Origin of the sequence: Anoxybacillus pushchinoensis (genome assembly GCF_900111795.1) — a bacterium.
Lineage (GTDB): Bacteria > Bacillota > Bacilli > Bacillales > Anoxybacillaceae > Anoxybacillus > Anoxybacillus pushchinoensis.
The window spans coordinates 43117-65808 of sequence record NZ_FOJQ01000003.1 but is presented as its reverse complement, the minus strand read 5'-3'; the positions used below and the strand labels follow the sequence as shown (position 1 = coordinate 65808).

Sequence of the window (22692 nt, the reverse complement as noted above, 5' to 3'; positions counted from 1 at the left end):
TTACAAAAATATTCAGAAAAGAGAAAAACCTATGCCCGATTTACTACATAGGTTTTCGATACTTCGCTTCACAACGATAAATAGGATTTCCTTTTTCAGAAAACTTTTGTTCATATTCTGTCATCACATTTCCTTCGAAGCCGCTTCGATGAAGATCGAGGCTGACGTACTGAAGAACTAAGCCGTATTGCGAAAAACTAACAAGCGAATATTCAAACAGCTCACGATTATCCGTTTTGAAGTGAATTTCCCCTTCATCCACTAAAATGTTTTCATATAGCTCTAAAAATGTACGATAAGTTAAGCGGCGCTTTTCGTGTCGCTTTTTTGGCCACGGATCAGAAAAGTTTAAATAAATACGTTCAACTTCTCCTTTGGCAAAAATGTTCGTTAACTCTTTCGCGTTCACATTTAATAAACGCAAATTCGGTAAATCATGATCGATGAGTTTATCAAGCGCACATACAATGACGCTCTCATACAGCTCAATACCGATATAGTTAATGTGTGGATGCATTTTTGCCATTTCCGTAATAAAACGACCTTTTCCTGTCCCAATTTCAATATGAATCGGACGGTCGTTTGAAAATAATTCGTGCCACCGACCTTTATATTGTTCAGGTTGTGGAATGATATATTGTGGATATGCAGCAATTTTTTCTTTTGCCCAAGGCTTATTCCGTAAACGCACGTTTCATCCTCCGTTTCTTTGCATACAAAAAGATAAAAATGGCCATATTAATAAACGAATAGGGGGATGAACATGGCCATTAATCATGAACATCAGTTAACCGTACTAAAAGACATTTTGTCCGAACACCAACTTGATCGTTCAGGAACAGTAGCGGAATGCGAACAGATTGAGCGCCTTGCCAAATCACTCATGGCAAACAATGCTATTCATTCTGAAATGAAACAAACATTGTCTCATATTTACACATATAGTCAAGGCGGAAAAAATGCAACTGACCTATCTTCACACATCGACCAGCATGAACAACAGCTCGCCGAGTGGATGGATCAATTAACGTAACAAATGTTCAAGGAAATGCAGCAAACGTTGCATTTCCTTTTCGTTATTTCTCCCCTTATGCCACATGAGCAACGCAATCGTTTGAGCAACCGTATACCATTTCATACGCAACTGCAGTTGTTCATCAAACGCTAAACCGTACTCTTCCAACCAGTTTTCCCATTGCTCTCGTGGAATGTAGGCGTACAATAACATGCCAATATCAATCGCAGGATCAGCAATCATCGCGCTATCCCAGTCGATCAAATAAAGCTGATTGTCTTCTGTCAATAACCAATTGTTATGGTTCATATCACAATGACAAACGACATAATCTGCATAGCGCACGTCATCTACATGAAGCTCTAAAAATGCAATAGCTTCCGTTACGATCGGATGTTCTTTCAGCTCATCACATCTGTTTTCCTTTATTTTTTCTAACAGACGATTCGGCAACAAAGGCTTTTTGCCAAGTCGCTCCATCATCGCTAACAGTTCTTTTGAACGATGAATTTTTCGAAGCAATTGAGCAACTTGTTTGCTCATCATATCGTGCGGTTTTAATTCTTGCGCATGTAAAAATTGTTGTGCTGTAATTACATCTCCATTTTCCATTCTTTTCGTCCATACTAGTTTTGGGACGATTCCTTCTGCTGACAAAACAGCTAAAAATGGGGAAGAATTGCGTTTTAAAAACAGCTTCTTCCCATCGTGCTCCGCAATATATGCATCCCCTGTCGCACCGCCTGCGGGGGAGATTTCCCACTCCTTACCTAGTAACTGTTCCAAGTGAGCTCACCTTTCGACTTAATCAAAATAAAAATAACGATTGTCATCTTACTAGATTTTATCTTTCCTATCGTTCCTCCGTCAACATTGAATTAATACCCACGTACCAATTCCATTTATTTCAATAAACTGTTCACAAACATTCCATGACCATTCCTTTTCTGAGCTAAACATTACTTTCCATTTTCCATCTGCTAGCGGTAACATCGCCTTTTTCTCTTCGTTATGATAAACGACAACAATTTGCTTCCATGGGCCATACACGCCAACATCAACAAGCTGATAAGCAATGACGGATGGATGTGTGTCATAAAATTTCATGTGACGCCGAACTTGATCAGCAGTTAAAAACCGGAACGCACCATGCTTTTTCCGAAGTTCAATGAGTTCCATTATTTCTCGCACATCTTCTTCCCATCTGCTCTTCTCATTCCAATCGACTTGGTTCACTTCGTCAGGGGCGTTGTAGCTATTTTCCACCCCTTTTTTCGTCCGATAAAACTCTTGACCGCTATGCAAAAACGGAATACCTTGCGATAATAAAACGATAGCTGTCGCTAGCTTTTGACGCTTCCGTCGAATATATTCACTTTCATGAGCGTTTGCAACGGCCATTTTGTCCCATAACGTATGATTATCGTGACATTCGACATAATTCACACTTTGCCTCGGAGAGAAAAAGAGGTGGATGCTTCCACGAATCGCTCCGATTACTGCTTCTTTATATGAACAATCTCCTAAAGCGAAGCCTCGTTCATGAATGTCGAACGTGCTTCCCTTGACGTAGTCGCGAAAACGATCGTTAAAATATGCGATGCGCGGTGTGTGTTTTGCGTTAGCGATTGTCGTCTTTTTTTCGGATGGTAACGGTGTTGTTAAATCCCATCCTTCCCCTAAAATGATAACAGTTGGATCGACCTCATCAATGGCTCGCCGCACATCATTCATCGTATCTATATCTAAAATGCCCATGAGATCAAAACGAAATCCGTCGACGCCGTATTCTTTTAACCAATATGTTACCGAGTCAATAATGAACTTTTTGACCATTTTCCGTTCGGAAGCTAAATCGTTTCCTACTCCCGTTCCGTTTGATGGATAGCCATTTCGTTCATAGCGAAAATAATATCCGGGAACAAGATGTTCAAACGATGATGTTTCACGAACGTATACGTGGTTATATACAACATCTAAAATGACGCGAATGCCTTCCTGTTGGAAAGCACGAATGGCTCGTTTTAACTCGATGATACGCACATACGGATCATACGGATCAGTCGCATAGCTTCCTTCTGGAGCATTGTAATGCACTGTATTATATCCCCAATTGTACATCTTAAGCGGCTGAAGCTCATCAACTCCTTCAAAATCTTGCACAGGCATAAGTTGAACGTGCGTCACACCAAGCTGCTTAATATATGAAAGTCCTGTTAATGTTCCGTTTGAACCTGTTGTTCCGCGCTCCGTTAAACCAACATATTTTCCTTTTTGTCTCACCCCGCTTTCTTGATGAATTGTGAAATCGCGTATATGCATTTCATAAATGATTGCATCCGTCATCAAAATAAACGGAGACATTGACGGTTTCGGTATGTTTGTCTTTGCAAGATCTACAACAACGCCATATGTTCCGTTCACGGAAACGGACTTCGCATAAGGATCAACCGCTTCACGCCAAATAAAGTTCACATACGTCATATATGTGTACAAAAAGCGTTCAACATCATCATAAACGGTATATGTCCATAATCCTTTTTTTTCCCGCGTCATGACATAAGTCGTTTCTTCTTTCGTTGTTGGATGAATAAGCTTTAATAGTACGTCTGTCGCCGTTGGTGCCCATACTTTAAACGTTGTTTTTTCCGGATCGTACGTTGCACCAAGATCATTTCCGTCATATGCATACAAATCATCAAACGCTTTCGTGCGCATCACAGCTCCTACTTGCAATGGAGCTTGCCACCCTTCTTCCGTGTAAACGACATATCGCTTTCCTAATTCAACGATAAAAGGAACGAGACACTCATATTTTATAAATGAATGATGCTTCTCACTTGAACGAATCGTTAAGCGATATGCTGTTTTTTTATCATCGCATAAAAAAAATATCGGCGCACGTTTTTGGTCAACATGGCATGGAAATAAAATAGTAATCATTGTCAATTCATCTAAATAGGCTTCAAATGACTGTTGTTTTGGGAGCATGACCGGTCACCAACTTCCGATTTTTTAATCCGCTATTTTATGAATTATAATAAAAAACAGGGAGGGGGAAATAATACATTATGTATATCATGTACCGTTCCGTTTCCACTTTTACCATCCGGTTACTTACTTATTATGCAAAAAGGACAAAAAAAGTATTTATGTTATTCGTATGATTCGTTGTAACAATTGGCGACATATTTGAAAAAGAGGCTGAACTTTACTCGTCAGCCTCTTCCATCTCTTCTACTATAAGCGGGTCATAATAGCGCGCATCACAATATGTTAGCAACGATTGAGCAGCCTTGAGCTGTACATGCTTTAGCGGCATCGTCAACTGTCTGAGCGACATAAACCATGCGTCATAATGGCGGCGATCAATGATTTCTAGATCGTTCGGAGCATAACGATAATCAATATACCCTTCGCGATTAATTAACACTTTCTTAATCGGCATATCAACGGAACATCGTTTATAAATAGTTTGGACGACTTTTTCCGTTCGATCGAGCGAAGTCATCGGATTGACGATTTTTCGTTCTATCCCGCCAACCATCTCCGTCCAAAACCGATCTGCCGAACCGACGATAATGTTGTTGCTTTGTTCCTCTGTAAACGCAATGCACCACGTCGTTGTTGGGCTAATGAGAATCGTATTTAACTCAACCGGTGCTTTTTTTAATAAAAATACAGGTTTATACATACATAAATATGTGTCAGGAAAACGTTGTAAAAAATATTTTAAATATACATCATGATAATATTTCGGATGAATAATGGACTCTTCTGTCAATGTCGAACTTGCCCAACGAATTTGCAGTTGAAATAACTTCTCTAAAAATAATATTTTTAACTCTTCTATCGTCCGAGGCTCTGACGTAACCGAAAAAGCAAAGTCGTCTTCTTCCTTCGGCTGATCGTTCTCCTCTTCTTCTATTTTCTTCCTTCTCCATATTTGTTTCATTTTATCAAAAAGCGACGGTTCTTCCTCAAGCCATTTCCACGACTCAGATGACTGTACTTTCGGAGCGAATTGCCCCGCCCCCCACGCTTGTTTCATTCGTTCCCATTGCTTTTTTTTCAAGCGAATAAACTCGCTCGGATAATGGTAAATATCTAGCTCGTAGCGCGAAATATAATCTTGAAGCTTAATGAGCTGTCCCACAATCGAACCTCCAGCATCGAATGGTTACTTTCATTCTACAACAAAAGCAACAACGGGCAAAGAAGAGAGGCAAAAATTGCACTTAGCGTCATCGCAACAGAACTAATGGCAGCCTCTTTTTTTCCGATTTCAAGTGCTTTTGCCGTACCAATCCCATGCGAAGCCGCGCCAAGCCCACTCCCTATACCTAATGCTGTTGTTATGCGAAACATACGAAAAAGGCTAGGACCAAACATCGCGCCAAAAATTCCAGCAATCATTACATATACTGCCGCAAGCGTCGGTATGCCATCAATCAACTTCGCAATATCCATTGCTACAGGCGATGTAACTGATTTCGGAATGATCGAACGAACGACCTGTTCCGGTAAATGAAAAAGGCGAGCCAATAATAGGCCGCTCCCCATCCCGATCATTGTGCCAAAAAATGTACTGCATAACAACGGCCATAAAAACTGTTTTAACGTATGGCGATGTTGGTAGAGCGGCAAAGCTAAAGCGACGACTGCAGGACCGAGCAAATGAACGAGCCATTTTCCTCCAGTCATATATTGCTCATATGAGACACGAAAAATCGATAACGTAACGATCATCACGACTGTACTTGTAGCAATCGGCACGAGCAATGGAAAATAAAAGCGGGCATACAATTTGCGCATAGCCATATAGACAAAAATCGTCCAGACGAGCAAACTGATTCCAATCATGCTCCCTTCACCTCGCGCATTTGTCGCTTTTGTTCGCGTGTTTGTGCCCACTGTCCAATCAAACCAACAAAAAACATAACTATAGTTGTGCTAATGACAACGACGACGACAGACCATATCCCCTTTCCAGAAAAAAGCTCAACATAATCCATGACACCAACTGTTGCCGGAATAAACAAAAGGGTTAAGTGAGATAAAAGCATATTTGCGCCACGCGCAACCCACTTTTCTTTCACAATCCCTGTCATTAAAAGAAAAAACAAGAGCAGCATTCCTATCACACTTCCTGGAATTGGAACATGAAGCAGTCGCTGAATGAGTGAACCGATGATATACAATACATACAATCCCCCGATTTGAATGACCGTAATCCCCATCTCTTCTCCTCCTCTTATTTATGACGAAAGAGGAAAGCGCATAATCGGCTTATATTTCGGATTTTTATCCATATGCGTTTCATACAATACAACATCACGAACAAAAAAGGAAATGTCCTCCTCATCCATTTTTCGTGGATATAGCTCAAGCGAAAGCGGAAGTGATCCACTCCATTTTTTCGCAAGTGTAATATGAGGCGTAAATGGCCGACTATCTAGCGAAAAGCCAATACGCCGACAAACATCATACACGTCTTGACGAAGTGAAAACAAACGGGGTTCCTCTTTCACCCCATACCATAAAACGCGAGAACCAAATGAATGAACTTCACTTAGTTGCAATGGAAAAGCTCGATGTTTCTTTACCGCCTCGGGCATTAGTTGGGCAATTTGTTTTCGTTCGACTTCCGTGACACGTCCTAAAAACGCGAGCGTCATATGATAATCCGCCTCATGAACGAACAGACGAAATGGCGCTCCCCACTCAGAAATGAAGGCATGTAACCGCCGCTTCACTTCATCTGGCAAAGCGATCGCTAAAAAATAATGCATTCATCTCCCCCACTCTCAATTTTCTAAATTTTATCAAATTTCCGATACCTTATGCAACGCCTTTTTTGACTGCCACGCGAAAATAACCATTCCTCCAAGCGTCAACAATCCAAAAAATAAATATACATGCTCAATCGTCCAACGCTCTAAAATATATCCTCCTACAAACGTGCAAAACCAGCTTCCAAGTCCATTTCCAACTGTAGCATAAAGCGATACAGCCGTTGTGCGCACATGTTCAGGTGTCACATCGCGAACGTATTGCAACGCTGCTGGAATAAATAAACCAACGGACGCTCCTTGCACAATCGTTGTCGCATAAACAATCATTAACGGAGGCTCAAAAAAGTAAAATAACCAACGAGCACAAGATAAAGCTGTTGCAACTAATAGCACGTTCATCATCCCGAATTTCCGAACGACACCGTCAGCAAATTTCATAAACGGCGCCTCACTACCTGCCGCCAATAAAAATGCGATCCCCACTCCTGCAAGCGTTCCTCCTAAATCTGTAATGAAAATACCGAAATAAAAATTGTTCGCATAAATCGGTCCAAAAACGAGAAACGTTGTCAATAAAAACAAAAGAAACGGCGGAATACGAATAAGTTCTTTCATTCCCTCACGAATATTCACTTTTGCATTTGCTTGCTCTCTCGGTAATTTCCATGCTAATGCACTTGAAATGATGAGCAACGTCACGAAAATATAAAAAATGAAACGGAGGTGAAACCACTCAGCCACTTGTCCAGCGACAGGAACAGCCGACGCAAACCCAAGCGCCCCCCAAAGCCGAATCGATCCATATTGCTCATTTGCCTTTTGTACATAATGAAGGGTAATACTATCAGACAGAGGCACGATGCCACTTTGCATAACTGCAAGCAGAGCAGCAATAACAAGCAACGATACGTAAGAGTGGGCGAGCGAATACATCAGTCCGAATAAAGCCGTCCCTAATAAAGATACGATTAACACTTGAACCGGCTTGCGCGTATAATCACTCGCCATCCCCCAAATAGGCTGAGTAAAAATCATGACGATCGGGCTAATGGACATAATCATCCCAATTTCCGTCCCAGACAAACCGACTTCATCTTTTAAATATACAGATAGCAACGGAAAGAGCGAACCAAAACTAAAAAACTGTAAAAAATAAAATGCTCGAAAAATACGTGTATACACAAACATCCCCCATATCGAATAAAATAACGAAAAGTACCGTCACGATCGACGGCACTTTTCATTATAACATATTTTTGGAAACTGTCATTTTGCTAGCTCATAAATCGCTTGAGCATAAATGGCCGTTGCTTTTAACAAATCGTCAATAAACATATGCTCATCCTTTTGATGCGCCACATCCGGACGATTCGGAAATAACGGGCCGAATGCTACCCCAGCTTGTAACGAACGAGCATATGTCCCACCGCCGATGGCAAGTAGTGACGCTCGTTCACCCGTCTGTTCTTCATAGACGCGTTGCAACGTTTGAACGAGCGGATGATCTTTTGCTACATAATGAGGTGCAGAATTCGAAAAATCCGTCAGTGCAAACGCATGACGCTCAGCGACTTGCTCAATCATTTTTTTCGTATGCACGATGTCATTCGTCACAGGGTAGCGCAAGTTGATGCCGATCTTTCCACCATGTTCATTCGTATATGAAAGAACACCGACGTTTATCGTCAAATCACCGAGTTCCTCGTTTGTATGTGCAACCCCTAATTGTCTTCCGCGCGTATCTTCATGAAAATATTGGGAAACAAATCGAACAAACGCGTTGGCTTGCGGATCAAGTTGTTCGTTTTCCAAAAATTTCACAAGCCATAATCCAGCATTTACACCATTGTTCGGTTCCATTCCGTGAGCCGAAACGCCACGAACGCGCAAAGTGAACGTCTCTCCGTCGCTATGTGCTTCACCATCAATATCATGTGCTTGTAAAAATGCGAGAAAACGTTCTTTCATCGCTTCCCCATCTGTTAACCGCAAAGCCGCTTCAGCGAAATCCGGTACCATATTGTATCGGCGCCCGGCATGGAACGAAAGAAGGATATATTCACTTCGCTCGTTTGTTGGCTGTTGAATCAGATCAAAATCGGCGATCCCTTTTTCAGCATAAATAATCGGAAAGTCTGCATCAGGTGCAAAACCGAGCGTTGGCATTTGCTCCGTTTGAAAATAACGCTCAACACATTGCCAATCGCTCTCTTCATCTGTTCCAATAATCATTCGTACGCGCTTAGCTAACGGTAAACCGAGCTCTTTGACAATTTTCATCGCATAAAAGGCAGCGATCGTCGGACCTTTATCATCGAGTGCACCTCGGGCATAAATTTTCCCATCTACAATCGTTCCTCCGAACGGATCGAACGTCCAACCGTCGCCAGGGGGAACAACATCTACATGACATAATATCCCTACAATCTCTTTACCATTGCCCATTTCCAAATGACCAGCTAGTCCGTCAACGTTTTTTGTGACAAACCCTTCTTCTTCACCACGCTTTAACATGTAACAAAGCGCTTCATACACCTCTTTTCCTAATGGTGCCTCTTGTGTAGCTGTATGTTCATTTCGCACACTTGGAATGCGCAAAAATGTTTGCAAATCTTTCAAAAGCGCTGACTCTCGCTTTTTTACTTCTTCCATCCAGTTCACATTCATTGCTACATTCATCCTTTCCGCAGAAAAATATGGTATAAATTGTGTTAATATTGTGTAAAATTCAGCAAATTTATAGCATTTTTCTTATGTTTTCGTGTAAAATAAATAATGAGACATCTAGTTTTTCATCTTTGTTGTACCATACGAATGATGTGACGATAGGGAGTGATCATTTGAAACCATCTACCGATCGCATGCTAACTCGTATTAAGTCCGTCTACATGTTCATTAGCGAGAGAGGAACAGTGACAACGCAAGAGCTCGTGGACGAATTCGGCATTACCCCACGAACGATTCAGCGGGATTTAAACGTGTTAGCATACAACGACTTAATTCACAGCCCTAGCAAAGGTAAATGGACAACAACTAAAAAAAGAGTCAAGATGTCATCATAACAGCATGCATATAGACGGAATCTCCTAGCAGGTTCCTATTTTTTCTTTTCTCCCTTTAATAAAGCGATTTCTTCATCCGTCAACTCACGATATTCCCCAGGCTCTAACGTTTCATCGAGCGGCAACGGTCCCATTTGAACCCGCTTTAAGTAAACGACTCGCTTGCCAACCGCTTGGAACATTCGTTTAATTTGATGAAACTTCCCTTCTGTAATTGTAATTTGCACGTCAGAACGTAAACCGGAGCGAACGATAACAAGTTTTGCTGGTTTCGTTTCATACCCGTCGTCGAGCACGACACCGCGCTGGAAGGCAACAACATCTTCTTCTGTTACTTCTCCATCAATGATCGCCTCATACGTTTTCGGAACATGTTTTTTCGGTGACAATAGTTGATGAGCAAGCTGACCATCATTTGTTAACAGCAATAGCCCCTCTGTATCTTTATCTAACCGTCCAACAGGAAATGGATCAAATATGCGATCTTCCTCTTCTAGCAAATCAACAACTGTCTCTTCGACCGCATCCTCCGTTGCTGAAATAACCCCTTTCGGTTTGTTCATCATGAGATAAATAAACGGCTTATACTCGACTTCTTCCCCCCATACGGTAACAACTTGTTCCTTAGGATCGACGTGCGTTTTCGCATCTTTTACCGTCATCCCATCGACTTTAACGACGCCTGCTTTTAATAGCTTTTTCACTTCCTTTCTCGTTCCGTATCCCATATTTGCCAACAGTTTATCGATTCGTAACACTAAAATCCCTCCAAATGTTTTTCGTTTTTAGGCATCCGTCCATACACGTATGGCAATTGTCACATATACTGCCTACGTAACGATCAAAGCGAAAGGAGTTTTCCGAATGGATGAACGCCAACAACAACAGCAAATGCCTGGTATGCCTTATTACGGAGGCACTCCGTTTATGCCGGGATTCCCTGGAACACCAACATTCCCAGGAACACCTGGATTTCCAAGCGGCTCTCTTGAGCGTCGCGTCGACCGTCTTGAACGCATCACCGAGCGACAACAACAACAAATTAACAATTTAAATCGACGCCTTCAACGCGTTGAGCGTCAGCTTGGATTCCCGTTTAGCAGCGATTTCTAATAGAAAGAAGAAGGCTACGATACAGCCTTCTTTTCTTTTTTTCGCAAAAATGAAAACCTGTTTCCAAATAACATATACAACAAGTTTGAACGCTCACTTAAATAAAAATAAACAGCCGCTCCAATGAATCCACCGAACGCAACGATCGCGACCGATTGGATCATGCTGCCATTGTAATGGAAGAAACGATCAATTAGTTTTACAATCGGCCAAACGACAGCACACATGATCGCTGTTAAAATTCCCATAAACAATATGCGCTTAGCGACGAAATGATAACGATAATTTGTGTAACGTTGAATGATCCATAAGTTTATCCCGACCGATAAAGCGTATCCAATCGTCGTTGCCAAAATAGCTCCCACCGTTTCAAAAGAAACGATAAACATATAGTTAAAAAGCAATTTGAACAACAACCCAATACATAAACTAATAACGGTAAATTTTTGCTTATTGATTCCTTGTAAAATGGCAGCCGTAACAGAAAATAATGCAAAGAAAATAGCTGTCGGGGCATATGCGCGCAACACTTCTGTTCCGAGTGGATCATAACTATAAAAAGCAGCATATACGTATTCAGATAAAAGCGCCATACCGATAACAGCAGGCAACGTAATAAACATGACGACTTGAAACGTATCGTTTAAATATTTTCGTAACTGTTTCTTCTGCCCTTGCACGTACGCTTTCGTAATCGTCGGAATAAGCGTTAAGCTAAACGATGTAGCTAACGTAACCGGAATAATGACGAGTTTTTGCGCCCATACGTTGAAAATGCCGTATGCGTCCTCAGAAATCGCACCGAGCCCGATACTTGCCATCGCTTTATTAAACGTAAATTGGTCAATCAATTGATATAATGGCATCGCTAAGCCAACAAAAGCAAAAGGCGCAGCATAGGCGATCAATTCTTTATACATGTCTTTTAATGACATATCAATGGTGCCGCGATCTTGTTTTAATAGCTCATCTAAAAATGTTTTACGCTTGAACCAATACATCAATAACACAGCTAGTCCACCAACCGCTCCGACAAATGCTGCAAACGTTGCCACTTGAACAGCTGTTGTTAGCGAGCCCCCGAAAATACGCAACACGATGTAGCTCCCTAAAAGCAAAAAGACGATGCGTACAAGTTGTTCAATAACTTGCGACAGCGCTGTTGGCCCCATTGATTCATACCCTTGAAAAAATCCACGAATTAAGCTCATCATCGGCACGAGCAATAAAGCAAAACTAACGGCACGAATCACGGAAGTAACATCAGCAATGGAGTTGCCGTATCCATCATCATTGACGACAAATGGCGCTAACAACGGTGCGCTCATATATAAAATGAGCCAAGCGAGAAATCCGGTAATCGCCATTAACGTAACGCCTGAACGAAACAATTTTCGCCCGATCGCATATTCCCCAAGTGCATTGTATTTCGACACAAACTTTGATACCGCCAGCGGCACACCCATCGTGGCAATGCTAATAAACAACGTATATGGAACGTAGCCATATGAATAAAGTGCCCCCCCTTGTTTACCAACGAGTTGGTAAAATGGGAAGACGTATATAAGTCCTAAAATGCGAGATAAAAATACACCCCCAGCTAAAATAAACGTCCCGCGCAACAATTTTGATGACGACATATTATCCCTTCCTTAACGGATTCATTGCTTCACTTATTTTAGCACACTTTTTTCTTTTTCATAAAATCATTATAATTTTGACAGAAAGGATGTGAAAGTCATGATATATGATGTCGTAGTGATCGGTGGAGGACCGTCAGGGTTAATGGCTGCCATTGCCGCCGGCGAACAAAGGGGACGTGTACTTCTCCTTGATAAAGGGGATAAGCTTGGTCGAAAATTAGCCATTTCGGGCGGTGGACGATGTAATGTCACAAATCGACGGCCGGTGGATGAACTCATTCAACATATCCCAGGAAACGGTCGTTTTTTATATCGTGCCTTTTCGGTATTTAATAATGAGGATATTATCCGTTTTTTTGAACGGCTCGGTGTCCCATTGAAAGAAGAAGACCACGGTCGCATGTTCCCCATCAGCGATAGCGCTCAATCTGTCGTACAAGCTCTTCTTCGTGAGTTAAAACGCTTAGGTGTACATATTCGCGTTCACTCACCTGTGAAGGACATTGAATATAAAGATGGCGCAGTGTATGGGGTGAAACTTGAAACAGAAGAAATCATTCGCGCAAAGGCTGTCGTCGTTGCCGTCGGTGGAAAGTCTGTGCCTCATACAGGTTCCACAGGTGACGGTTACGCGTGGGCCGAAAAAGCTGGACATACGATTACAGAACTGTTCCCAACCGAAGTGCCAATCATTTCTCATGAGCCATTTATTCAAGAGCGAACGTTACAAGGGCTATCGTTGCGTGACGTCGCGTTAAGCGTATTAAACGAAAAAGGGAAACGAATCGTGACACATCGTATGGATATGATTTTTACACATTTTGGGGTTTCAGGACCAGCAGCACTACGTTGTAGCCAGTTTGTCGTCAAACAATTAAAAAAGCAACCGCCCGTTATGATGACGATCGATGCCTTGCCAGATGATAAAGAAGAAGCGTTATTTCAACGCATTGTGCGTGCCATAAAAGAAGAACCGAAAAAAACGATAAAAAATATTGTAAAGGCACTTCTCCCTCTTCCTGAGCGATATATATTATTTTTACTTAAACAAGTAGCGATCGATCCGCAAACGACCGCGAGTACGTTAGGGTACGACAAAGTTCGCGCATTCGTCGCGATATGCAAGACGTTTTCTTTTTCCGTTCATGGCACGTTGCCGCTTGAAAAAGCGTTCGTCACAGGGGGTGGCGTGTCAGTGAAAGAAGTGCATCCGAAGGAAATGGCATCGAAGTTAATGAAAGGTCTTTATTTTTGCGGAGAAATTTTAGACATTCATGGTTATACAGGCGGCTACAATATTACTGCCGCACTCGTCACCGGACGACTCGCTGGAATGCACGCTGCCATATATGCAAAACAATAAGATCGCCACGAAGCGATCTTATTGTTTTATCTTTACACAACTTCTCCGTCCCAGCCGAGCATCCCATCAACAATGTTGCATACGTTGTAACCGTGCGCCTCTAAGTACGTACAAACATGTTCACTCCGAACACCTGAACGGCAAATAATCATATACGTTTCATTTTTATCTAATTCGTTCATTCGATGAGGGATATCCCCCATTTTTATATGAATCGCCGACGGAATCATTCCAAAAGCGACTTCTTCATCTTCACGCACGTCAATAACCTGAATTCGCTCCCCAGCTTCGATCATTTGTTTTAATTGAGCGGCTGTCATTTCTTTCATCCATCTCTCCCTTTCTTTAGCGAAAGCCCCCCGCCACATGTGCGAGAGGCTTTGTACATTAATTTGCAACAATGTTCACTAATTTTCCTGGTACAGCGATCACTTTACGCACTGTTTTTCCTTCAATTTGTTCTTTAATTTTTTCGTCTTCCATTGCTAATTGCTCAAGTTGTTCTTTCGTTGCATCAGCTGGCACATGTAGTTTTGTACGTACTTTTCCATTCACTTGAATGACAATTTCAACTTCATCTTCAACTAATTTTGCTTCATCGTATGCTGGCCAAGCTTCGTAAGCAATCGTGTTGCTATGACCTAGTTTTTCCCACAACTCTTCAGCAATGTGCGGACAAACTGGCGATAACAGTTTTACGAATCCTTCCATGTATGCTTTCGGCAATACAGGAGCTTTATATGCTTCATTAATGAATACCATTAATTGTGAAATGGCGGTATTAAAACGAAGCGCTTCGTAATCTTCTGTTACTTTTTTCACCGTTTGATGGTATACACGTTCAAGCGTATCTGTTTCCGGATTGTCAACGATTTTCGGATTTAGTTGACCGTTCTCTTCAACGAATAGACGCCATACGCGATCGAGGAAACGGCGTGCACCGTCAAGCCCTTTTGTCGACCATGCGATCGATGCTTCTAGCGGTCCCATAAACATTTCGTATAAACGTAACGTATCGGCGCCATGGCTTTCAACGATATCATCTGGGTTGACGACATTTCCTTTCGACTTACTCATTTTTTCATTATTTTCCCCAAGTATCATTCCTTGGTTAAATAGCTTTTGGAATGGCTCTTTCGTCGGCACAACGCCAATATCGTATAAAAACTTATGCCAAAAACGTGCATATAACAAGTGCAATACGGCATGTTCAGCGCCGCCAATGTAAATGTCGACAGGCAACCATTTTTCTAATTTTTTAGGGTCGGCTAATTGCTTTTCGTTATGCGGATCGATATAGCGCAAATAATACCAGCAACTTCCTGCCCACTGTGGCATCGTATTCGTTTCGCGACGACCTTTCTTGCCCGTTTTCGGATCAACGACATTGACCCATTCTTCAATGTTGGCTAGCGGAGACTCTCCTGTGCCTGACGGTTTAATTTCATCCGTTTTTGGTAATACAAGCGGCAATTCCTCTTCTGGCACTGGTGTCATCGTGCCGTCTTCCCAATGGATGATCGGAATCGGTTCGCCCCAATAACGTTGGCGGCTAAACAACCAATCGCGGAGGCGATACGATACTTTTTTCTCACCTTTTCCGTTTGCTTCTAGCCATTCAATCATTTTTTTCGTCGCTTCTTCTTTATTTAACCCGTTTAAGAAATCAGAGTTCACGTGTTCCCCGTCACCTGTGTACGCTTCTTTCGAAATATCGCCACCAGCAACGACTTGCCTGATCGGCAAATTGAATTTTTTCGCGAACTCATAATCTCGCTCATCATGCGCTGGCACCGCCATAATTGCCCCCGTGCCGTAGCTCATTAACACATAATCTGCAATCCAAATTGGCAATTTTTCACCATTAGCCGGATTGATCGCATACGCTCCCGTAAATACACCTGTTTTTTCTTTCGCCAAATCTGTGCGCTCAAGGTCGCTTTTGCTTTGAATTTGTTTTAAATAAGCTTCGACAGCTTCTTTTTGTTCCGGTGTTGTAATTTTTTCAACGAGCGGATGTTCAGGAGCGAGCACCGCATAAGTTGCGCCGAATAACGTATCGGGACGTGTTGTGAACACCGTAAACGTTTCATCATGTCCATCAACTTGGAAATGAATGTTTGCTCCTTCCGAGCGACCGATCCAGTTTCGTTGCATTTCTTTAATGCTTTCCGGCCAATCAAGCTCCTCTAAGTCTTCAAGCAAGCGATCAGCATATGCCGTAATGCGAAGCATCCATTGTTTCATCGGCTTACGAATGACCGGGTGACCACCGCGCTCACTTTTACCATCAATGACTTCTTCATTCGCAAGCACCGTCCCTAGTGCAGGACACCAGTTGACCGGCACTTCATCCATATACGCTAATCCTTTTTCATACAATTTTAAGAAAATCCATTGTGTCCATTTGTAGTAGTTCGGATCGGTCGTGTTCACTTCGCGATCCCAGTCATATGAAAAACCAAGCGATTTAATTTGACGGCGGAAGTTGTTAATATTTTTTTCCGTAAATTCCGCTGGATCATTTCCGGTATCAAGTGCATACTGCTCAGCCGGCAACCCGAACGCATCCCACCCCATCGGATGTAGCACGTTATATCCTTGCATGCGCTTCATGCGCGCTAAAATGTCCGTTGCTGTATATCCTTCAGGGTGGCCAACATGCAAACCTGCCCCTGACGGATACGGAAACATGTCGAGCGCATAAAATTTTCTCTTCCCTTCATCTTCTGTCGTTTGAAACGTTTTATTTTCTTCCCAATACTTTTGCCATTTTTTTTCGATTTCACGATGATTAAAACTCACGTGACAAACCTCCTTTTAATCCATTTTTAACAAAAATGAAAAACAAAAAACCTCCCATCCCAAAAAGGGACGAGAGGATTCTCCCGCGGTACCACCCTTGTTAGCGCACGAATTGTGCACTCACTTTCATCATTAACGCAGATTCACGGCGCATGCTACTTCATTCGCACACGCGACTCCAAGGCGAGTTCGTAAACAAACTTCGGTTGACTCGCACCACCCGTCAACTCTCTGCCGACCATTTGTTTACTACTACTCCTTTTCACCGTCATTTTCCATTATTTCATTATACACATTATTTTAAAAAATTTACACCCTCGTTGCAAGTGTATTTAAGCATGGCTACTCAATCATATAGATGATACACATGATACAAAAAGTATAAAATAATTAAAAATATTTCAGGTAGTTATTTTATTATGATTAGGTTATTATACACTAAAATGAAAGGGAGTTGACAATAAATGATGAAAAAATTTTTTCTCATCTTCTCTATTCTCATCAGTTTTCTTATTCTCGGATGCCAGTCGGAACAAATGAAAAAATTTATTGTTTTCGGGAAATGGGACGGTGTATATGTAGCAAAAAAAGATGCTCCTTTTGTTCTTAACTTCATTTTATTAAGTGACAGCCCTCTAACAAACGTAACATCTATCGATTTTCCCGAAATCTCACACGCAATCGATGACATGCAATATGATCTTATCAAAGGTGATAAATACAAAGACTTTCAATTATTTAATATCGCTGTAAATTTACGTTTAAAAGAAGTAAGTAGCGCGACACTATCTAAAATAACTCTCATATTTGATCAAAAATATAAAGAGACATTCCCGATCGGTCAAATCAAGTTAGCTGTAGACGAGAAAGGAATATTTACTCCACAAAATGAGTATGTGACAGCTTATCCAAATACGCAATTTTTTCAAGCAAAGCTGAAAAACGTTTCAAAGCATACGATCCAAATAAAGGGTGTAACTGTAGAAAACACTTATTTACAGACAAAAGATGTAAAGATAAACGATAAATCGGAAAAACAGAGTGTAAGTCCAAACGAAACAATAAATATGTATTTTACTTTTGCTGAAAAGGCGGAACAAAGCGCTCACTTTTATATTGTTTCACCAAAAATTGAATATGAATTAGCAGGAAAAGCATCAAGCACATATATTGATCCTGTTTTTTACGGGGTGACAAACCTTACCAAAGAAAAACTAGATGACATTTTGAAGCAAAACTAAACTATCCCCCACCCGGAGCATGTCCGAGTGGGGAAATTACGTTTCATTATGATATTCCGCTTTTGCTTCTTGCCCTTTTTTCGCATTCCTTTGTTTCACTTCTTTTATCGGATCACCAAAATCTTTCGCATGCAATGTTTTTTGTTCTGGATTGTTTTGTTTCGAACGTTTTTTCATCGTTTTCCTCCTAGTGACGAAGTAAAATCATATCGTTTTGTAATTGTTCAAGCTGCAGGCGCATGCGATGCAATTGCTCGCGCTGTTGGGCGTTACAACTTAACGAAAAATGCGCCAAATCGGTCACCGCATGTTCGAGCATTTGCTGAGCTTTTACATATTCTGTATCGTTATAATGTTCAAGCTTGCTTGCTTCCGTATATTGCTCCTTTGCATAGCGAAGCACATCTTCACAATGTTGCAAAAACTCATCCATCGCCTGTCTTGTTGCCATACGCATCCCTTCCTTTCTTCTCGATCACTTTATAGTTTGCACATTTTTTTGACGTTTATCACGATCCCGTTGAGTTTCTCACTCGAAACGTGCTACAATGCTAAAATGATGCGAGGTGATCAAAATGAATCCTTTTCCATATACAAATGACAATAAGCGCTACCATACATGGAACTACCACCTACGTCAAACATTTGGTGAAAAAGTGTTCAAAGTGTCGCTTGATGCCGGATTTGATTGTCCAAACCGCGACGGTACAGTCGCATACGGTGGCTGCACATTTTGTAGTGCAGCCGGTTCCGGTGATTTTGCAGGTAGGCGAACAGACGATTTAGTGACGCAATTTCATGCAATTAAGGAAAAAATGCATACGAAATGGAAAGACGGCAAATATATCGCCTATTTTCAAGCGTTTACAAATACACATGCACCCGTTGACGTCTTGCGTGAAAAATACGAAACCGTGTTGCATTTAGAAGGAGTCGTCGGGTTGTCGATCGCAACTCGCCCTGATTGTTTACCTGACGATGTCGTGGACTATTTAGCTGAACTGAATAAACGAACGTATTTATGGGTCGAACTTGGCTTGCAAACCGTTCATGAACAAACCGCCACGTTAATTAACCGAGCGCATGACTTTTCGTGCTATGTAGATGGGGTGCGAAAGCTACGCAAACACGGCATTCGCGTGTGCGCCCATATTATTAACGGATTACCGCTTGAAACGTACGACATGATGATGGAAACAGCAAAAACGGTCGCTCATTTAGATGTGCAAGGCATTAAAATTCATTTGCTACATTTGCTAAAAGGAACTCCGATGGTGAAGCAATATGAAAAAGGAATGCTTCGCTTTTTAACGTTCGACGAATACGTGCAACTCGTTTGTGATCAGCTAGAGGTATTGCCGCCAGAGATGATCGTTCATCGTATTACAGGAGACGGTCCGATCGATTTAATGATCGGTCCGATGTGGAGCGTCAACAAATGGGAAGTGTTAAACGCCATCAATGCCGAATTAGAGCGACGTAATAGTTATCAAGGGAAAAAATATGTACGAAAGGGAGAAAGATGATGAAACTCATGCGCATTTTGCCGTTTGCGCGCTCGCTCATCGACTTAGCTGTCAAAGAGGGAGATATCGTCGTCGATGCAACGGTTGGCAACGGTCATGATACGCTTTATTTAGCTGAACGTGTCGGGCCGTCTGGGCATGTGTTCGGCTTCGATATTCAAGCACAAGCAATTGAAAACACAACAAAACGACTGCGTGAACATCGTATGGAAGAACGGGTCACGCTCCTACAAGCGAGCCACGCGGAACTTCATACACATATCCCTTCCCAATATAAAGGACGCATTACCGGCGCGATGTTTAATCTCGGCTACTTGCCTGGGGGAGATAAACAAATTGTTACAAAACCAAACTCAACGATTGCTGCCATCGAACAATTGCTTGAGATCATAGCTCCGGAAGGAATCATTGTCCTCGTCATTTATCATGGTCATCCCGAAGGAGCAATCGAGCGTGATGCTCTTTTACAATACGTTTCAACAATCGATCAACAACGCGCACACGTCATTCGATACGAATTTATGAATCAAATCAATCATCCGCCGTTTATCGTCGCGATTGAGAAGAGGTAAGAAGTAGCGATCGGTCTTCCCTATCGCTACTTTTGCTTTGTTAGTGAAATATTTCTTCTAAATGAACAAACAAACCTGGAAAGCAAACAGATTGAACAGTTCCAACACTTACTTTAATATCCGCCTGCTCGTATAGCCTATCTTCATTTAATACATAAACGGTCACGGCTTGTTTCATTGGATTGACAATCCAATATTCTTTTACACCATATTCCATATATAAATTAAACTTCGTCACTAAATCGTACGCTTGATTCGAAGGACTGAGTATTTCAACAATTAACGTCGGAACACCGACATATTTTGTGTCTGTAAATCCGGTTTGATCACAAATAATGCTTAAATCAGGAATGACGAGCTTTCTTTCAGAACATGTTTCACTCACTAGCTCAATATCCGTAGGGGCGGCAAATACTTTACATGTCTTTCCTTTCAAATAACTCCCGAATATTGTATGAAGATTGCTTGATACGAGTTGATGCTGGATGCTCGGTGAAGGTGTCATATAAACGACGCCATCAATATATTCTAATCTTTCATCACTATGTTGACGCATAATTAGATATTGTTCATACGTGACGTGTGAAAAGCGAGGTAACGACATATTCATCCCTCTCTTCTTTTCTTCCATTATACACCCGTTTTCTTCACGCATACATCCATTTTTGCCATTTTCGATACATTCTGCCGTTCCAATAAAAGAAGTGGGACGTCATGCCACCGGAACGCAACAATTGTTTCGCTAGCTTATGAATACCTTCTTGCTCGTGTACTTTTTCATCTGATAAATATAATCCGAGCAAACCACGATGAATGAAGCGATGAAATTCGCGATGTGGCAACTGTGCAATATGGCGATCTGCTTCTTCAATGAAATGACGCAAACGGGCAAATAGCGCCTCCTCATTCGGATAATAAAAACAAAAATTTAAATCCCCACCTTGCCGATCTTCCTCTTGATCAATGAAGTAATCAAGCAAAATGTGCAGCCCTTGTACGTACGGAAAATAGCTGTCGCGCACACGTTGTGCAAGACGCTGATCGAACGCATCATTACAAGCGTAAGCAACTAAACAAAAGATGCCGAGCGTTGAGCCAGAACAAGCGGAAAATTCATACCATTCCATTTTCGGCAACGATGCTTCGTATTGAGCAAACCATTGTTTAAGTCGAGGGACTCGCTCCTCTTTTTTTACATGTTTATGTACTTGTAAATCACAATAATATGATGCGAGCTCGTGTAAAAATGGAGCGATCAACTCATAATGACGAACTCCTTCTAACGTTTCTTGGCACGTATCGACAAGAGCGTGCAAATACCCACCATCATCTTGCTCCGTCCGATAGCGATAATACGCCTCTTTTTTTGCTCCGACAGTTAATGCGTGCATCATCGAATCGTGCAATGCGCGAAAATCGTTCGGATCAAGCGACGTGCTCCGATCGCATAAATTATCTAAATAATCGCTAATCGTTTGATAAGCGACGATAAAGCGAACACACCGCTCCAATTCTTTCCCTGAAAGCAACGATAAAATAGCTCCCCCTTCACAATGGAACGTTTTTGTTGCGATGCTCGCCAACGCTTGTTTTCGCAATTCTTCATTCGGAATAGCTTGAGCTCTTTTTTTCCAAACAGCTAATTCGCGATGCACAAGCGGAAATACACGACGATATACAGCGCGCATTAAACTAAAAGGATTGGTTGGCACGTTCAATCATCTCACCCCTTTGCAACTGCAAAGTTAAAAACGTATGGGCATATAAAAATACTTGTTCACGTTCAAGTTCGTTAAAAATTTCATGATATAGTTTCGGCCATTCTTTATATACTTTTTCGCTCACCGTCAACTGATCAAACCATGATTTGACTGCATGTTTATCGACAATTTTATCATCCCCCGCCTGCATGACGAGTATTGGCACGTCTCGTAAGTCGGCAATTTTTTCATGGGCGACACGAATGGCTTTCACTAACTCACGATACCAACGCACAGACACCTTTGTGACATACAATGAATCGTTTTTATCCATTTCTCGCACTTCTTCGTTTCGAGTCGCCATTTCTACCGTTAACCCCGATGGAAATCGCTTTTTCGGATGAATAACATTTAAAATGCGCGAGGCGATCTCAAGTGCTTTCGATGGATAATGAACAAGCCCTAAACAAGGAGAAGACAAAATAACGCCGCGCACAGGAAGACGTTTTTCTTGTAATGTGCGAATGACAACAAGTCCCCCCATACTGTGACCAAGTAAAAAAATTGGCTGTTCATACACGCTTGCTTCATGCACCCAGCTTGCAACTGCTTCGATATATTCGTCAAATGAATCGATATGTCCTCTTCGACTGCGCGACGTCGTTCCTTGTCCTGGTAAATCTCCCGCAACGACATGAAAACCGTGCGTGCGAAACATTTCAATAAGCCATTTATACCGACCGTGATGTTCAGCGGCACCGTGAACGATTACGATCGTTCCTTTTGCGTTTTCTCCTTCCCATTTCCACATATACTTCCCCTCCTTTTTATATTTACGAATAGACGAAAAATTTGTA

At 41.8% G+C, this 22692-nt stretch carries 25 protein-coding genes and 1 other annotated feature; of the genes, 7 read left to right on the top strand and 18 right to left on the bottom strand.

The window, feature by feature from the left end; translation table 11 throughout:
• Positions 1 to 43: 43 nt before the first annotated feature.
• On the bottom strand, positions 44 to 691 hold the full coding sequence (gene trmB / locus BM213_RS01775) for a tRNA (guanosine(46)-N7)-methyltransferase TrmB (RefSeq protein ID WP_091700281.1): 648 nt from the start codon (positions 689 to 691) through the stop codon (positions 44 to 46).
• Between the two features lie 72 nt (positions 692 to 763).
• Between trmB and BM213_RS01770 the strand changes: the two genes are divergently transcribed.
• Complete coding sequence (locus tag BM213_RS01770) at positions 764 to 1033, top strand: YtzH-like family protein (protein WP_091700279.1); 270 nt, start codon at positions 764 to 766, stop codon at positions 1031 to 1033.
• On the opposite strand, the gene BM213_RS01765 is transcribed toward BM213_RS01770, so the two are convergent.
• From BM213_RS01765 to pepV, 8 genes are all read right to left on the bottom strand, one after another.
• A complete protein-coding gene (locus BM213_RS01765; protein WP_091700277.1) occupies positions 1025 to 1801 on the bottom strand; it encodes a phosphotransferase family protein in 777 nt (258 codons plus the stop codon). The genes BM213_RS01770 and BM213_RS01765 overlap by 9 nt on opposite strands.
• Before the next feature lie 81 nt (positions 1802 to 1882).
• Positions 1883 to 4006 carry a type I pullulanase gene (pulA, locus tag BM213_RS01760; RefSeq protein ID WP_091700275.1) on the bottom strand — a complete coding sequence of 708 codons (2124 nt, stop codon included), beginning with the start codon at positions 4004 to 4006 and terminating at the stop codon, positions 1883 to 1885.
• A gap of 220 nt (positions 4007 to 4226) precedes the next feature.
• Positions 4227 to 5171 (bottom strand): glucanohydrolase, encoded by a 945-nt coding sequence (locus BM213_RS01750; protein ID WP_091700271.1) that lies wholly within the window; start codon positions 5169 to 5171, stop codon positions 4227 to 4229.
• 35 nt (positions 5172 to 5206) lie between these two features.
• Positions 5207 to 5878: an LrgB family protein gene (locus tag BM213_RS01745; protein WP_091700269.1), complete on the bottom strand. Its 672-nt coding sequence runs from the start codon at positions 5876 to 5878 to the stop codon at positions 5207 to 5209.
• Positions 5875 to 6255, bottom strand: a complete 381-nt coding sequence (locus BM213_RS01740) for a CidA/LrgA family protein (protein ID WP_091700267.1) — start codon at positions 6253 to 6255, stop codon at positions 5875 to 5877. The genes BM213_RS01745 and BM213_RS01740 overlap by 4 nt, the downstream gene beginning before the upstream one ends.
• A gap of 18 nt (positions 6256 to 6273) precedes the next feature.
• Positions 6274 to 6807, bottom strand: a complete 534-nt coding sequence (gene thpR, locus BM213_RS01735; RefSeq protein WP_091700265.1) for an RNA 2',3'-cyclic phosphodiesterase — start codon at positions 6805 to 6807, stop codon at positions 6274 to 6276.
• Between the two features lie 33 nt (positions 6808 to 6840).
• Positions 6841 to 7992, bottom strand: coding sequence for an MFS transporter (locus BM213_RS01730; RefSeq protein ID WP_091700263.1), 1152 nt, complete (start codon positions 7990 to 7992; stop codon positions 6841 to 6843).
• 84 nt (positions 7993 to 8076) lie between these two features.
• On the bottom strand, positions 8077 to 9477 hold the full coding sequence (gene pepV / locus BM213_RS01725; protein WP_091700261.1) for a dipeptidase PepV: 1401 nt from the start codon (positions 9475 to 9477) through the stop codon (positions 8077 to 8079).
• Between the two features lie 173 nt (positions 9478 to 9650).
• Between pepV and BM213_RS01720 the strand changes: the two genes are divergently transcribed.
• Positions 9651 to 9872, top strand: coding sequence for a DeoR family transcriptional regulator (locus BM213_RS01720; protein WP_003398403.1), 222 nt, complete (start codon positions 9651 to 9653; stop codon positions 9870 to 9872).
• Between the two features lie 35 nt (positions 9873 to 9907).
• On the opposite strand, the gene BM213_RS01715 is transcribed toward BM213_RS01720, so the two are convergent.
• Complete coding sequence (locus BM213_RS01715; protein ID WP_091700259.1) at positions 9908 to 10630, bottom strand: pseudouridine synthase; 723 nt, start codon at positions 10628 to 10630, stop codon at positions 9908 to 9910.
• A 106-nt stretch (positions 10631 to 10736) separates the two neighbouring features.
• On the opposite strand from BM213_RS01715, the gene BM213_RS01710 reads away from it, so the two are divergent.
• Positions 10737 to 10985 (top strand): hypothetical protein, encoded by a 249-nt coding sequence (locus tag BM213_RS01710; RefSeq protein ID WP_077429246.1) that lies wholly within the window; start codon positions 10737 to 10739, stop codon positions 10983 to 10985.
• Between the two features lie 14 nt (positions 10986 to 10999).
• Here BM213_RS01710 and BM213_RS01705 read toward each other — a convergent pair whose 3' ends face one another.
• On the bottom strand, positions 11000 to 12625 hold the full coding sequence (locus BM213_RS01705) for a putative polysaccharide biosynthesis protein (protein ID WP_091700257.1): 1626 nt from the start codon (positions 12623 to 12625) through the stop codon (positions 11000 to 11002).
• Positions 12626 to 12725: 100 nt separating this feature from the next.
• On the opposite strand from BM213_RS01705, the gene BM213_RS01700 reads away from it, so the two are divergent.
• The gene (locus tag BM213_RS01700) at positions 12726 to 13991 is read left to right on the top strand and encodes a BaiN/RdsA family NAD(P)/FAD-dependent oxidoreductase (protein WP_091700255.1); all 1266 of its coding nucleotides are present in this window, start codon (positions 12726 to 12728) and stop codon (positions 13989 to 13991) included.
• A gap of 32 nt (positions 13992 to 14023) precedes the next feature.
• Here BM213_RS01700 and BM213_RS01695 read toward each other — a convergent pair whose 3' ends face one another.
• Together BM213_RS01695 and leuS are read right to left on the bottom strand one after the other, a co-directional pair.
• A complete protein-coding gene (locus tag BM213_RS01695; protein ID WP_003398411.1) occupies positions 14024 to 14320 on the bottom strand; it encodes a rhodanese-like domain-containing protein in 297 nt (98 codons plus the stop codon).
• Between the two features lie 58 nt (positions 14321 to 14378).
• Complete coding sequence (gene leuS, locus BM213_RS01690) at positions 14379 to 16796, bottom strand: leucine--tRNA ligase (protein ID WP_091700253.1); 2418 nt, start codon at positions 16794 to 16796, stop codon at positions 14379 to 14381.
• Between the two features lie 62 nt (positions 16797 to 16858).
• Positions 16859 to 17071: a binding site (T-box leader), on the bottom strand.
• A gap of 189 nt (positions 17072 to 17260) precedes the next feature.
• Between leuS and BM213_RS01685 the strand changes: the two genes are divergently transcribed.
• Positions 17261 to 18037: a hypothetical protein gene (locus tag BM213_RS01685; RefSeq protein ID WP_091700251.1), complete on the top strand. Its 777-nt coding sequence runs from the start codon at positions 17261 to 17263 to the stop codon at positions 18035 to 18037.
• A gap of 36 nt (positions 18038 to 18073) precedes the next feature.
• On the opposite strand, the gene BM213_RS14585 is transcribed toward BM213_RS01685, so the two are convergent.
• Together BM213_RS14585 and BM213_RS01680 are read right to left on the bottom strand one after the other, a co-directional pair.
• Positions 18074 to 18214: a hypothetical protein gene (locus BM213_RS14585; RefSeq protein ID WP_009361597.1), complete on the bottom strand. Its 141-nt coding sequence runs from the start codon at positions 18212 to 18214 to the stop codon at positions 18074 to 18076.
• 10 nt (positions 18215 to 18224) lie between these two features.
• Complete coding sequence (locus tag BM213_RS01680) at positions 18225 to 18488, bottom strand: YtzC family protein (RefSeq protein ID WP_091700249.1); 264 nt, start codon at positions 18486 to 18488, stop codon at positions 18225 to 18227.
• Positions 18489 to 18612: 124 nt separating this feature from the next.
• On the opposite strand from BM213_RS01680, the gene mnmL reads away from it, so the two are divergent.
• Together mnmL and mnmM are read left to right on the top strand one after the other, a co-directional pair.
• A complete protein-coding gene (gene mnmL / locus BM213_RS01675) occupies positions 18613 to 19563 on the top strand; it encodes a tRNA modification radical SAM protein MnmL/YtqA (protein WP_208601850.1) in 951 nt (316 codons plus the stop codon).
• Entirely contained in the window at positions 19563 to 20135 is a 573-nt protein-coding gene (gene mnmM / locus BM213_RS01670; RefSeq protein WP_143091164.1) for a tRNA 5-(aminomethyl)-2-thiouridylate-methyltransferase MnmM, read from the top strand. Before mnmL ends, mnmM begins: the two co-directional genes overlap by 1 nt.
• A 40-nt stretch (positions 20136 to 20175) precedes the next feature.
• On the opposite strand, the gene BM213_RS01665 is transcribed toward mnmM, so the two are convergent.
• The 3 genes from BM213_RS01665 to BM213_RS01655 are packed head-to-tail and all read right to left on the bottom strand — an operon-like array spanning position 20176 to position 22646.
• A complete protein-coding gene (locus BM213_RS01665) occupies positions 20176 to 20739 on the bottom strand; it encodes a Uma2 family endonuclease (protein ID WP_091700243.1) in 564 nt (187 codons plus the stop codon).
• Between the two features lie 43 nt (positions 20740 to 20782).
• Entirely contained in the window at positions 20783 to 21853 is a 1071-nt protein-coding gene (locus BM213_RS01660) for a tetraprenyl-beta-curcumene synthase family protein (RefSeq protein ID WP_091700241.1), read from the bottom strand.
• A complete protein-coding gene (locus BM213_RS01655; protein ID WP_091700239.1) occupies positions 21828 to 22646 on the bottom strand; it encodes an alpha/beta hydrolase in 819 nt (272 codons plus the stop codon). Before BM213_RS01655 ends, BM213_RS01660 begins: the two co-directional genes overlap by 26 nt.
• Between the last annotated feature and the right edge of the window lie 46 nt (positions 22647 to 22692).